Annotated in this window: 10 protein-coding genes; 8 read left to right on the forward strand and 2 right to left on the reverse strand. The window is 55.1% G+C overall.

Annotated elements, in window-relative coordinates:
* Positions 1–208: 208 nt before the first annotated feature.
* Complete coding sequence (locus Q0835_RS20950) at positions 209–1090, reverse strand: N-acetylmuramic acid 6-phosphate etherase (RefSeq protein ID WP_298816412.1); 882 nt, start codon at positions 1088–1090, stop codon at positions 209–211.
* A 197-nt stretch (positions 1091–1287) separates the two neighbouring features.
* Between Q0835_RS20950 and Q0835_RS20955 the strand changes: the two genes are divergently transcribed.
* The 8 genes from Q0835_RS20955 (at position 1288) to Q0835_RS20990 (ending at position 11163) form a co-directional block, all read left to right on the forward strand.
* Positions 1288–2049, forward strand: a complete 762-nt coding sequence (locus Q0835_RS20955; RefSeq protein WP_298816414.1) for a GntR family transcriptional regulator — start codon at positions 1288–1290, stop codon at positions 2047–2049.
* A gap of 4 nt (positions 2050–2053) precedes the next feature.
* A complete protein-coding gene (locus tag Q0835_RS20960) occupies positions 2054–3094 on the forward strand; it encodes an SIS domain-containing protein (RefSeq protein WP_298964051.1) in 1041 nt (346 codons plus the stop codon).
* Complete coding sequence (gene nagA / locus Q0835_RS20965) at positions 3091–4242, forward strand: N-acetylglucosamine-6-phosphate deacetylase (protein ID WP_298964052.1); 1152 nt, start codon at positions 3091–3093, stop codon at positions 4240–4242. Before Q0835_RS20960 ends, nagA begins: the two co-directional genes overlap by 4 nt.
* A 220-nt stretch (positions 4243–4462) precedes the next feature.
* A complete protein-coding gene (locus tag Q0835_RS20970; protein ID WP_298964053.1) occupies positions 4463–5020 on the forward strand; it encodes a 2-oxoacid:acceptor oxidoreductase family protein in 558 nt (185 codons plus the stop codon).
* Between the two features lie 11 nt (positions 5021–5031).
* On the forward strand, positions 5032–6297 hold the full coding sequence (porA, locus tag Q0835_RS20975; RefSeq protein WP_298964054.1) for a pyruvate ferredoxin oxidoreductase: 1266 nt from the start codon (positions 5032–5034) through the stop codon (positions 6295–6297).
* Positions 6294–7313: a thiamine pyrophosphate-dependent enzyme gene (locus Q0835_RS20980; RefSeq protein ID WP_298964055.1), complete on the forward strand. Its 1020-nt coding sequence runs from the start codon at positions 6294–6296 to the stop codon at positions 7311–7313. Before porA ends, Q0835_RS20980 begins: the two co-directional genes overlap by 4 nt.
* The gene (locus tag Q0835_RS20985) at positions 7310–8947 is read left to right on the forward strand and encodes an NAD(P)-binding protein (protein ID WP_298964056.1); all 1638 of its coding nucleotides are present in this window, start codon (positions 7310–7312) and stop codon (positions 8945–8947) included. The genes Q0835_RS20980 and Q0835_RS20985 overlap by 4 nt, the downstream gene beginning before the upstream one ends.
* A gap of 164 nt (positions 8948–9111) precedes the next feature.
* Positions 9112–11163: a trypsin-like peptidase domain-containing protein gene (locus Q0835_RS20990; protein WP_298964057.1), complete on the forward strand. Its 2052-nt coding sequence runs from the start codon at positions 9112–9114 to the stop codon at positions 11161–11163.
* Positions 11164–11165: 2 nt separating this feature from the next.
* Here the strand turns inward: Q0835_RS20990 and Q0835_RS20995 are convergent, their stop codons facing one another.
* Entirely contained in the window at positions 11166–12467 is a 1302-nt protein-coding gene (locus tag Q0835_RS20995) for a S8 family serine peptidase (protein WP_298964058.1), read from the reverse strand.
* Positions 12468–12492 lie beyond the last annotated feature (25 nt).

The following is a 12492-nucleotide window of genomic DNA, read 5'->3' on the forward strand; positions in this document are numbered from 1 at the left end:
GTCCATTTATAATACCAATATGCAACCAATTGCGGAGTTAGTAAACCAAAAAAATAATTGGCCTGATTTTTTTAACGATTATGGCAGTTTGGCTGAGCCGGTATGAATCGCGGCAATTTGTCAAAGAATAGCTGAAACGTGACTGTACGCACATGCGGAACAGACAGCCTGAAAGGTAAAGAGCTAACTATAGTCTTGCTGAATTGGATCAGAGTAGCGGGCGCAGATTGCCGTCGTATTTTTTCAGGATGTCTTCCGCTTTGTTGGCGTTGACGCCCTCGCGAATCATGACAGTTGCTACTTTTACGCGTCCGTTCGCTTGAATTAGCGCGTTTGCTGCGGTTTCTTCAGCGCAGCCGGTCAGGTCCTGAAGCATTCTTTGGGCACGGGACCGCAGCTTTTCATTGTCGGCGACCAGGTTGACCATATGACCGCGTACAGCGTGGCCTAGCCTGAGAGCAACCAGAGTTGAAATCATGTTGAGCGCGGCCTTTTGCGCGCTTGCTGCTCCCATGCGTGTGGAGCCTGCAATGATTTCCACGGGTGTGTTCAAGAATACCGGGAAGTTTGAATGCTCTTGGAGTGGTGTGCCGGGATTGTTTACAATTGCGATTGTCACGGTGCCTGCTTTTGCGGCGGCTTTGAAGGTGCCGAGCGTATAAGGCGTTGTTCCGCTCGCAGAAACGCCGATCAGAACGTCACCTTCGCCCAGGCCGCTTTGGTCAAAATCACGAATGCCCAGTGCAATATCATCTTCGTGCGTGCCTGCAAGGTGAAGAAGATTTTCGACACCTCCGGCGTATAGCATGCACATCCGATCGGCAGGAAAGCCGAAAGTTCCTGGCAGTTCCAGGCAATCTGAAAGCGCGGTCAGACCTGCACTTCCGGCTCCTGAATATCCGATCTTGTTTCCGGCCTGCGCTGCCTTTTGAAGAGCCGTTGCTGCGTTGACAAGCTGCGGTAACGCGGGGCCAACAGCTCTCAACGCTTCCATCTGCCGCTCAAGCAGCAATGATAGAACTTCTTCGTCAGATCTGTTTGAAAGACCGATGGAGAGTGGGTCTCGATCTTCTGTGGTCGGCAGCGTCATGTTCCGGGCTCAGGTCGTTTAAGCGGACGTTTGGCGATCAATTCCGGGCTATCGGCGTGATCTTGCTCGCATATCTCCGTTCAAAGGGCAGTCCCAAAGGTTAATGAAGAACCTTTTAGCACTTGATTTTCGGTTTCGATAGAGTTTAAATTGGTATCTGAAAGGTATTATTATTCTCGCCCAAGGCATCTCGTTTCATGACAGACTTCATCTCCATGCTGGAAAACGATGACTGGATGGCCAGTTCAAGTGGGCCACGCTATCTCCAGCTGCGTCGCCGCATTCAACAGGCGATTGATGATGGTGTGCTGAAGGAGAACGAGCCGTTGCCTTCGGAGCGTGAAATCGCTTCCATTACCGAATTGTCGCGCGTGACAGTGCGCAAGGCGGTTGCCGGTCTTGTGGAAGACCAGATCGTTGTTCAAAAGCGCGGTAGCGGTTCCTTTGTCGCGCCCAAGGTTCACAAGGTCGAGCAACGTCTTTCAAGTTTGACTTCCTTCAGTGAAGACATGGCGCGGCGCGGTCTTACAGCCAGCAGCGAGTGGCTGCGCCGCGGGGTCTTTCCTGCTTCGCCGGAGGAAATTTTTACGCTTGGTCTGACTTCTGGCCAGCGTGTCGCGCGCGTCGACCGTTTGCGCAAGGCTGACGGAACTCCAATGGCAATCGAACGGGCCTCACTGTCGGAAAAGGTTCTGCCCAATCCAGAACGCGTTTCAACGTCTCTTTACGCAGTGTTGCGATCGACAGGGCTGCAGCCTGTGCGCGCCATTCAACGTATTTCGGCGCGCAATCTTGAATCGATGGATGCCGAAATTCTCAACGTTCCTGTCGGTTCAGCCGGACTTAAGATCGAGCGTGTATCCTACCTTGCTTCCGGACATGTTGTTGAGTTTACCCGCTCTGTCTATCGCGGCGATGCCTACGATTTCATTGCCGAACTGCAAATGTCGGATGACTGACTTCATGAGTAAACCAATGAACCCTTTTGCCCAGACACACATGAGGCAGGAGATCGAAGAGATCCCGGTAGTCGCGAACAGGCTGTTGACCGACGGTCGCGCTCACATTCGTGCTGTTGCGGCACGCGCTGGCGCTCCCGTTTTTCTGGCGAGTGTGGCACGCGGGTCTTCAGACCATGCCGCGACGTTTTTGAAATACGCTTCGGAGATATATCTCGGTCTTGCTATGGCTTCACTCGGACCGTCAGTGTCTTCAATTTACGGTGGCAAGGTACGGCTTGATCAGGCCCTGGTGATCGCTATCTCTCAGTCCGGTGCAAGTCCGGACATTCTGTCGGTGGTGCAAAGCGCGAAAGAGCAGGGGGCCTTCACAGTTGGTCTGACCAATACAGCCGACAGCAAACTGGCGGAACTTTCCAGCGCGGCACTGGACATTGGAGCTGGTCCTGAGCGCAGTGTTGCTGCAACGAAAACCTTCGTGAATTCCGTTGTTGCCGGATTGGTGCTGCTTGCTGAAATAGGAGGCGATGAAAAGCTCCTGGACGCGCTTGCAAAGTTGCCTGGTGCATTTGAGGATGCAATTGGTATCGATTGGCAGGAACTTGCAGAACCGATTGAAAAACGAGGCTCGCTTTATGTAATCGGCCGTGGCCCTGGGCTCGCGATCGCCAACGAAGCGGCCTTGAAATTCAAGGAAACATGCCAGGTGCATGCAGAAGCCTATTCGTCGGCGGAAGTGATGCACGGACCTGTTTCGATTGTCGAAGGCGGGTATCCGATACTGGCGCTCGGGGTTAGGGATGCCGCCGAGGCCGGGCTTGCGGAGGCTGCTGATCTCATGTCCGCCCAGGGCGGAAGTGTCTACGCAACCACGAAGCTGGTCGAGCGCGCTCACAGGCTGCCCTTTGTCTCGACCGACCATCCGATCACTGACGCACTTACTCAGATTGTCTCCTTTTATGCATTTATCGAGTGGTTTTCGCGGCAACGCGGGTTCAACCCGGATGTGCCAAAACATCTGAAAAAGGTGACGCAGACAGTATGACCGGCCTATCTGCCTACACCTGCAGCAGAATTTTTGACGGCGACAACTTTCATAAAGATGCTGCGCTTCTTGTGGAAGGTGGACGCGTCAAGGCCATTGTGCCCCTTGGAGCGCTTCCGGCAGACCAGGTGAGAACCGACCTTGGCAACAGCACGCTGGTGCCGGGGTTTGTGGACCTTCAGGTCAATGGTGGCGGCGGGCTGATGCTGGGTGACGTGGACTGTGTGGAGGATATTGCGCGCATCTGTCACGCTCATCTGCAACTCGGAACAACCTCGCTGACCCCAACCTTGATCACTGACAGTCCTGAGGTCACACGCAGAGTTCTCAAGCTTGGAATAGAGGCGTGGGCGGAAGGTGTTCGTGGCTTCCATGGGCTGCATTTGGAAGGCCCTCATCTTTGTGCGGGCAGAAAAGGGGCACATGACGCCTCCCTGATCAGGCCGATAGAAGATGAGGACATGGATCTCTATCTTTATGCGGCCAGCCAATTGCCCTCTCTGATGATCACTGTCGCGCCGGAAACCGTAAGCCCCGAACAGATTAGCCGATTGGCCGGTGCTGGCATTCACGTCAGTCTGGGACATAGCGGCGCTTCTTATAAAGAGTGCTCAACAGCAGCAGAGGCTGGTGCAGCCTGTGTGACGCATCTGTTTAATGCCATGAGTCCGCTTCAACATCGTGAACCTGGGCTCGTCGGTGCCGCGCTTGATCTCGGCAGCTTGAGCGCGGGGCTGATAGCCGACGGTGTTCACGTTGATCCGGCAGCGATCAGAATAGCGCTTGAAGCCAAATCCGGACCGGGCCGCATATTCCTTGTAACAGATGCCATGTCTCAAACAGGCACCGACGTGACCTCGTTTCATCTCGGAGGGCGTGAAATCTTCAGGCAAGACGGCAGACTAACGCTCTCCGACGGAACGTTGGCAGGTGCCGATATCGATCTCCCAACTTCGGTTGCTTATCTCGTGGAAAGCGTTGGCGTAGATATTGAGACAGCGCTTTCCATGGCAACCAGCTTCCCGGCTGACATTGTTGGCCGCCCCCTCGGACGGCTCAAGGTTGGGTGTCAGGCAGATTTTGTATGCCTCGACGACGACTTCAAGATTGTCGGTGTCTGGCTTTCCGGTCATGCTCTAGGCGAGTGACCGCCGCAGGCGTCCCAAGGCAGGCGACTGTGACAAAAGATCGTTCGTCTGTCTTCCAACCCACCACGTTTCAGCAAACCACGATTCAATTCTGGGTTTCAGGCGACAGCCTTTGAAACGATTGAGACATGTCAATGTTGACAGTCGCTCGCCTTTGTACCCTCCCAATCGTTGCCTGCCGGCCGGTGGTCGCCAGTGTGTTCCAATCGGGGGAGAGGTCTTGTTCCAGGTACGATTTCATGGCCGGGGCGGCCAGGGCGTGGTTACCGCCGCCGAACTCCTGTCCATCGCGGCATTCAATGAGGGTAAGCACGCGCAGGCGTTTCCGAGCTTCGGATCGGAGCGAATGGGTGCGCCTGTCGTTTCCTACTGCCGAATTGCAAACACGGAAATACGGTCACGCGAACCCGTATCCCAACCTGATGCTCTCGTTATACAGGACCCGACACTTATTCACTCAGTTGACTTGTTCGCGGGTCTCAATGGTCAAGGCTATGTCTTGATTAACTCCCAGCAATCCTTCGAAGAGTTGGGAATTGACGATTTTGCCTCCGGGTTTCCGCACAACCACTTTCGGGATGTTGGAGCCAGCGAGATTGCCCGGAAACATATCGGACGACCACTTCCCAACGCAGCGCTGCTAGGCAGCCTCGCAGCGATGAGCGGTGAGGTGTCTATTGAAGCCGTCGAACAGGCAATTTCCCAAAAGTTTCCAGGGCAGGTTGGTGCCGCCAATATCGCGGCCGCACGCGAGGCCTACGACGTCGCCGTTGGATAGGAGAGGGTGATATGCTCAAACAGATTGAAGGATCCGCCGCTGTTGCACAGGCCGTTGCGCTTTGTCGCCCGGAGGTTGTATGCGCCTATCCGATTACGCCACAGACCCACATAGTTGAAAGTGTCGGAGAGCTTGTTAAATCCGGGGAACTGAAAAACTGTGAATACATAAATGTTGAATCTGAATTCGCCGCGCTCTCCGTCGCAATAGGCGCATCAGCAGCTGGTGCGCGGGCCTATACCGCGACCGCCAGCCAGGGACTATTGTTCATGGCAGAAGCTGTCTACAACGCTTCTGGTCTTGGTTTGCCAATCGTTATGACACTCGGCAACCGCGCCATCGGTGCACCGATAAACATCTGGAACGATCACACAGACGCGATGTCAATGAAGGATGCAGGCTGGATCCAGCTTTTCGCGGAAACCAACCAGGAAGCGGCTGACCTGCACATTCAGGCTTTCAGGCTGGCGGAAGAACTCAGCTGTCCGGTCATGGTCTGCATGGACGGATTTATCCTGACCCATGCCTATGAGCGCGTTGATATTCCGACCCAGAAAGAGGTCGACGCTTTCCTTCCGCCCTACGAACCCGTGCAAGTTCTTGACCCCGCAGATCCTTATTCGATCGGTGCCATGGTTGGGCCGGAGGCTTTTACGGAAGTTCGCTACCTGGCACATCGCAAGCAAATGCAGGCGCTCGATCTCATTCCGCAGATTGGAACCATTTTCAAGGAAGTGTTTGGCCGGGCGTCCGGCGGCCTGTTGCATTCCTATAGGGCGGAGGACGCGGAGACCATTTTTGTGGCAATGGGGTCGGTCAATGGAACCATCAAGGAGGTCGTCGATGCCGAACGGGAGACCGGTTCGAGCGTCGGATCGGTGTCAATCTGTTCGTTCCGCCCGTTCCCGCTTGAGGAGCTGAAGAATGCGCTGCAAAGCGCTAAGCGGGTCGTCGTGATCGAAAAGAGCCTGGCTCCCGGCCTTGGTGGCGTACTCGCATCAAACGTCCGCATGGCGCTCAGAGAAGTTCCACTTCCGGTGCAAACTGTCATTGCCGGGCTCGGAGGCAGGGCGATCACCATGATAGGCATTTCTGAAGTGTTACGGGCTGCCGAGAGCGGATCTCTGCCAGATGTGACTTTCCTGGGCCTGGAGCAAGCTGTCATTGACCGGGAAATTGCACGGTCCGCGGAGATGAGACATGCCGGGCCGACGGCTGAAGGAATACTGAAAGCCATTCAAAATCGCCCGGCTGCAGAGCGGAGTAGAGCGTCATGAGCGAAGAAACAGCCCTGCAAAGGGTGAAATTCTACCAGACCGGGACACATACCGTCGGCAATCGCTTGATGGATGAGGACAAGCGAAGCGTACAATCCTCAATCGACCGCTCGAACGCGATAACGTCCGGACACCGGGCCTGCCAGGGATGCGGCGAAGCTCTGGGCGCACGTTTTGCCCTGGATGCAGCCATGCGTTCCTGCGACGGCAATATGGTAGCGGTAAATGCCACCGGATGCCTGGAAGTGTTCACGACACCTTATCCCGAAACCTCGTGGCAGATCCCCTGGATCCACTCCCTGTTTGGCAATGCACCTGCGGTCGCAACAGGTGTTTCAGCTGCCATGCGGCGGAAGGGCAGAGCCAAGACCAAAGTGATTGCGCAAGGCGGAGACGGTGGAACGACGGATATCGGCTTTGGCTGCCTGTCGGGAATGTTCGAGCGAAATGATGATGTGCTCTACATTTGTTACGACAATCAGGCCTACATGAACACCGGAGTACAGCGATCGTCGGCGACGCCGCCAACGGCACGAACGGCAACGACGCCCGCCGTCGGGGATGCTCCGGGCAATGTGTTCGGCACAGGCAAGAATTTGCCCTTGATCGCGATGGCACACAACATTCCCTATGTGGCGACCGCTACAGTTGCAGATCTGCACGACCTTGAAACCAAGGTGACACGTGCCATGAATATGTCCGGGTCGCGATACATCCATGTGCTTGTGACATGCCCGCTCGGTTGGGGATCTGCGACGAACCATACGATATTGCTTGCGAGACTTGCCGTTGAGAGCGGTTTGTTTCCGCTTATCGAGGCAGAAAACGGGGCTGTCGTTAGAACGCAAAAGATCCGCAAAAAGGTCCCGGTCGAAGACTACCTGAAACTTCAGAAACGGTTCGCGCATCTGTTTAAGAAAGACCATGAAGATGTTGACCGAATAGCCGCAATACAGCGAATGGCTGACGCAAACATCGACCGTTTCAATCTGTTGGGGGAAAGGACGGCGCCATGACACACGATTTGCCATTTGCCATAACACTTGATCCGAGCACCAGCCTGGCCAACAAGACAGGCTCCTGGCGAACCGAACGCCCCGTCTATCTGGATCGGCTTCCGCCGTGCAATCACACATGCCCGGCAGGCGAGAATATTCAAAAGTGGTTGTTTCATGCCGAAGAAGGCGATTATGAGCGAGCCTTTCAGGTGATCATGGAAGACAACCCCATGCCTGGTGTTATGGGACGGGTCTGCTACCACACCTGCGAAACGGCCTGTAACCGCGGGCAGCTGGACGAACCCGTTGCAATTCACGCCATAGAGAGATTTCTCGGTCGCATGGCCTTTGAAAAGGGGTGGATGCCCAGGTTTTCGGCGCCGGATACAGGAAAGAAGGTTCTTGTCGTTGGCGCGGGACCGAGCGGGTTGAGTGCAGCTTATCATCTGCGTCGTTTCGGCCATGACGTGACGATCCGTGAGGCTGGTCCGATGGCGGGTGGCATGATGCGGTTCGGAATTCCCAAATATCGCTTGCCACGAGATGATTTGGATTATGAGATCCAGCGAATTCTGAATACCGGCGTCCAATTGGAGCTCAACAAAAAGGTGGAAGACATCGAAGCGGCCTTCGAGAACGAGGGCTTTGATGCGGTATTCGTGGCCGTCGGTGCGCATCTGGCAAAACGAATTGATATTCCCGCACACGCAGCCGGAAAGATCCTGGATGCGGTCAGCGTTTTGAAGGAAATGGAGACGGGTGGCGAGCCCCCGAAACTTGGGCGACGCGTGATCGTCTATGGTGGCGGTAACACTGCGATGGATGTCGCTCGAACTGCCAAGCGACTTGGTGTTGACGAAAGCATGATTGTTTACAGGCGTTCTCGCAAGGAAATGCCCGCGCATGACTTTGAGGCCACGGAGGCCGAGGACGAAGGCGTTCTGATGCACTGGTTGCGAACGATCAAAGAGGTTGATGGCACCAGCGTTACTGTCGAAAAGATGGAGATTGACGAAAACGGCCGTCCCCAACCGACAGGTGAATTTGAAACCATCGAAGCCGACACTCTCATTTTGGCGCTCGGCCAGGATGTCGATACTAGCTTTCTGGAGAGAGTTGAGGGTGTTGAGATCGCCAGAGATGGCGTTGTAACGGTCAATGCCCAGATGATGACGGGTCGAGCAGGTCTCTTTGCAGGCGGTGACATGGTGCCGGCCGAACGGACCGTAACGGTTGGTGTGGGACACGGAAAAAAAGCTGCCCGCAATATCGATGCCTGGCTTGGCGGAAAGACCTACCAACCCCCTTTGAAGGCTGAGCTCGCCGGATTTGAGAACATCAATCCCTGGTATTATGACGATGCGCCGCAAAGCAAGCAGGAGCAGCTTGATCCTGTACGCAGGCAAACCGGCTTTGAGGAAGTACTGAAAGGTCTGACCGAAGACAATGCGCTTTACGAGGCGCGGCGGTGTCTGTCTTGTGGCAATTGTTTCGAGTGTGACAATTGCTACGGCATCTGTCCCGACAACGCGGTCGTGAAACTCGGGCCAGGCAATCGGTTCGAATTTAACTACGACTATTGCAAGGGTTGCGGTATGTGCGCCTTTGAATGCCCATGCGGGGCCATCAAAATGGTGCAAGAAGGCAGTTAGATAGGGACAATCGCGACCGGCAGGCGCACGGCTTGAAAGGCATATAGCTATATTGGATTGCACGTGTCGCGACGGATTGGGTCTTGCGCACAAGGTGCTAAGGTTGTTCCCTCGCAATCGTGCGGGGTATTTCCGCCACGCAGACACTGCTCCGGAGCATGCTGATGCCACGCTGTCTTTCTCATGCTGTTTACATTTTGGTTCTGTGCTTTGCCGGCCTCATTGCCGGGCAGGTGAAGGCATCACCTGACAAAGCGCTCGAACATGTTGTCTCGGTGTTGCCCGTGTGGCCTGGACACGACCAGGGCGGGCAGGGTGCACGACCTGGCCAAGCGCCTGAAGGCAGTGGGGTGGTTCTGCGTGAGGGTGTGATTGCAACGGCCTGGCATGTCGTGGAACCGGCCCGGCGCATCGATGTCCGATTGCACGACGGTCGCATAATCCCTGCACGGCTTATGGCGCATGATGCTTCCACTGACATTGCGCTTTTGAAAGTTGAAGAGAAGCTGCAGCCAATTGCAACCGCGCCGCCACCTAACTTGGTTCAACCGGTTTGCGCGATTGGTAACGCCTTCGGTCTGGGACTGTCGTTCACATGCGGCGTTGTCTCCGCCAAGGGTATCAGCAATGCTGGTTTCAACGAAATCGAAGACTTTGTGCAAACGGACGCGACTGCAAATCCAGGCTCTTCTGGTGGCGCGCTTGTTGACACCGACGGCAGGTTGGTCGGAATGATGTCAGCGATTTTCGCTTCAGGTTCCGACACGAACATCGGTATGAACTTTGCCATTTCGACAGAGCTTTTGTTGCGTGTTGCAGAAGCTTTGATTGATACGGGTCAGGTTGGGTTTCAGGATGCTGGCTGGCAGCTTGCAAGAACGGACCGCACCGCTGCTGCGTTGGTTGCCGCACCTGTCGTTCGTATTGTTCGATCGGATGGAGCTGCCAAACTGGCCGGGATAGAGGTCGGCGATTTAATCCTGGAAATTGGCAATCGCAGGGTCCGGACACCTCACGATGCGAAGACAGCTGTTGCTTTAATTCCCAAAGTGCAACGAAAGGTCCAGGTACGGTATCGCCGGGGCGACGATGACCATGTCGCGACACTTTCGTTTGAGACCCCAGACCCGCCTAAGGTTTCCAACGTTGATACAGAGCCTTCACACGACGTTGACTGTCCGCATCCTTCGGATGTTTGCAAGTTGAGACAAGCAGTATTTCCGATCTCAAGCTTTGACCCGGTCGGCAGCGCCACACGCATCGCTGAAGATCTGCTGGTGACCAACCGGCACGTGGTAGGAGATCAAACCGAGGCAATCGTTCACACGCCAAATGGCCCACTGAATGCCCAGCTTGTACCTTCTGCATATGAAGGTGATCTCGTTCTTCTTGAAGTGGAGAACCTTCCGGATACGGGTGTCATTCCAAATCTCGACGTTCAAGCCGAAACCACAAGCCAGTACTTGGTGGTCGGTGCCGATATTGCCCGAAAGGAAGTGCGGGTTTTCGAACCTGGTGATCTCATCGCGAGGCCTGAGGAAAACGCGAAACTGGGCCGGCTTCATGTTCGCGCTCATATGCAGCCAGGTGTAAGCGGCGGTGCTCTCGTCACCGCAACCGGTGCTTTGGCTGGTATCGCCGTGGGCGGAGGAGACGGACGCTTTGAAGCCATACCACTGGCAGATGTTCATAAACTCTTGGCTCTCAGGGACGACAGAGACGCGATCCGATTGACAGAAAGCCTTGGTGCCGACTTTGTAGCGTGCGAAGAAGCGATGGAAAATGCAGTCGCTCAAACTGTCCAAGACGTTGTTCTGACGGCCGTAGCAGACACCTGTTCAAACTCCACCAACCACGGACAAATGTTGAAAGCCGGCCGGATCCTCGCGCAATCCGGCGCTTTTGAGCAAGCAATACGCCTTCATGGCGAAGCCGCCGAACAAGTGCCGAATTCGATAAATTCCAGAATGTCACTCCTGGTATCGCTGCAATTGGCAGGACGTTTTGAAGACATGACTGAACATGCGCGGCGTTTGATGGAATTGGCCCCCGATGATCCTCAGGCTCTAAGGTTTTCCATTCAGTCAGGGGTCTGGGGCAATGAACCGGAACTGGCCGAGGAAGGCTATCAGGCGTTGTTGAAGGCTGACCCTAGGCAGGCACAGGCTGCGCGGCGGTTTATTGACAATGCTCCGCCGGCGCCGCAGCGCCGCTGACTTTAATCAAGGGTGGGGTCAGGTATCCACCCGGCGGAGACAGCGTCGCGGGTTTCGAAGGGCGAAGGCGTTGCAAGTGCCATTATGCGGGCCTTTAGGTCTTTGGCCGATAATTCTGGATCTTTTCGAAGCAGTCTTGCGGCCAGAGCAGCAAGTCTTGGAACGGCATAGCTCGACCCGGATGAAACACCGGAAGCACCGCGAAAGTCTGTTACCGTCAGGTTCTCGGCGGGAAGCATTATATCGACAGTGTTGCGGCCCCAGTTTGAACCTGACGCCAACCTACCAAAGTTGTCAGCTGACGTGACGGTTATGATGTTCTCAAGCGGAAGTGCTGCTGGATAGACCGGCGCTTGATCGATGTTTCTCCCATTGTTTCCAGCCGATACGATGGCGAGAATGTTCTGGTCTTTCAACGCGTTGGCAAAGCCGTTCCAGTCGTCCGGATTGTTGCTCCCGAGGGGCATGGCCAGAATTCTGATTTGGTCATTTGCAGCTCTTTGCACGATATCAGCCATACGGTTCATATCCGGCCTTGGATACCGATAAGGCACGAGCGCTGCAAAAGGTGCTTCTTGCGCCAGGATCGAGGCAACGGCTGTTCCGTGGCGGATGGGCAAGAATGCACCCCTGGAGGTGTCCCCGTCGTAAGGCCAGGGGTCCAGGTCCCAAAAGTCGTAACCAATGGGAACACCGTTCAAATCGCGCGCAAGTCGGTCGCGAAACAGGGGCAGGTCATAGGCCAGTCCTGAATCGACAAGGGCAACCCGAACTCCGCCTGGATCAGACCCTGAAGGCCAGGGAGCCTGGAGCGTTTCACTCCATCTCAGTGTTTCCAGATCGCCGTCCAGCTGATCGAGAAAGATCCATGGGTTAGCACCGTGACGAATTGCGCGTCCTGATTGAATGACGCAATTGCCGTCAGCAATTGCCAGTAGGCGCGGCTGTAACTTAACACCATCTGCTTTGGAGTAGCTGGCGCGAAACTGTCGGGTCAGACCGTTTATCAGGCGAGACTCCAGTTTAAGCTCATCGCCTTCTGGTAAAGCCAAACGGATCGTTATTCGCACTGGGGAATGGCTGTTCGGCTGTCGTTTTTCGTTCAACAGCCAGCTTTGCGGTACAATTTCCTGAATTTCCAACCCGCTCAGCTGCGGTTTGCCGCAGACTTTCGCAACAGCTTGTCGAACCCAGTCGACGGGCCTGAGCTGTTCTCGTTCTGTAGTTTGTGCAGAGACGGACGAGCAAACACTCATATAAACGGCAATCAGGAACCCAACGCCTGTAGTGCCAACTCCATTCATGTGTTGCCCGTGTTTCACGCTGGAC

The organism is uncultured Roseibium sp. (assembly GCF_947499295.1).
GTDB lineage: Bacteria > Pseudomonadota > Alphaproteobacteria > Rhizobiales > Stappiaceae > Roseibium.

Excerpts from the sequence above, each read along its gene's own strand:
- Q0835_RS20950 (WP_298816412.1), bottom strand. The coding sequence starts at position 1,090 with ATGACGCTGCCGACCACAGAAGATCGAGACCCACTCTCCATCGGTCTT.
- Q0835_RS20955 (WP_298816414.1), top strand. The coding sequence starts at position 1,288 with ATGACAGACTTCATCTCCATGCTGGAAAACGATGACTGGATGGCCAGT.
- Q0835_RS20960 (WP_298964051.1), top strand. The coding sequence starts at position 2,054 with ATGAGTAAACCAATGAACCCTTTTGCCCAGACACACATGAGGCAGGAG.
- nagA (WP_298964052.1), top strand. The coding sequence starts at position 3,091 with ATGACCGGCCTATCTGCCTACACCTGCAGCAGAATTTTTGACGGCGAC.
- porA (WP_298964054.1), top strand. The coding sequence starts at position 5,032 with ATGCTCAAACAGATTGAAGGATCCGCCGCTGTTGCACAGGCCGTTGCG.
- Q0835_RS20980 (WP_298964055.1), top strand. The coding sequence starts at position 6,294 with ATGAGCGAAGAAACAGCCCTGCAAAGGGTGAAATTCTACCAGACCGGG.
- Q0835_RS20985 (WP_298964056.1), top strand. The coding sequence starts at position 7,310 with ATGACACACGATTTGCCATTTGCCATAACACTTGATCCGAGCACCAGC.
- Q0835_RS20990 (WP_298964057.1), top strand. The coding sequence starts at position 9,112 with ATGCCACGCTGTCTTTCTCATGCTGTTTACATTTTGGTTCTGTGCTTT.
- Q0835_RS20995 (WP_298964058.1), bottom strand. The coding sequence starts at position 12,467 with ATGAATGGAGTTGGCACTACAGGCGTTGGGTTCCTGATTGCCGTTTAT.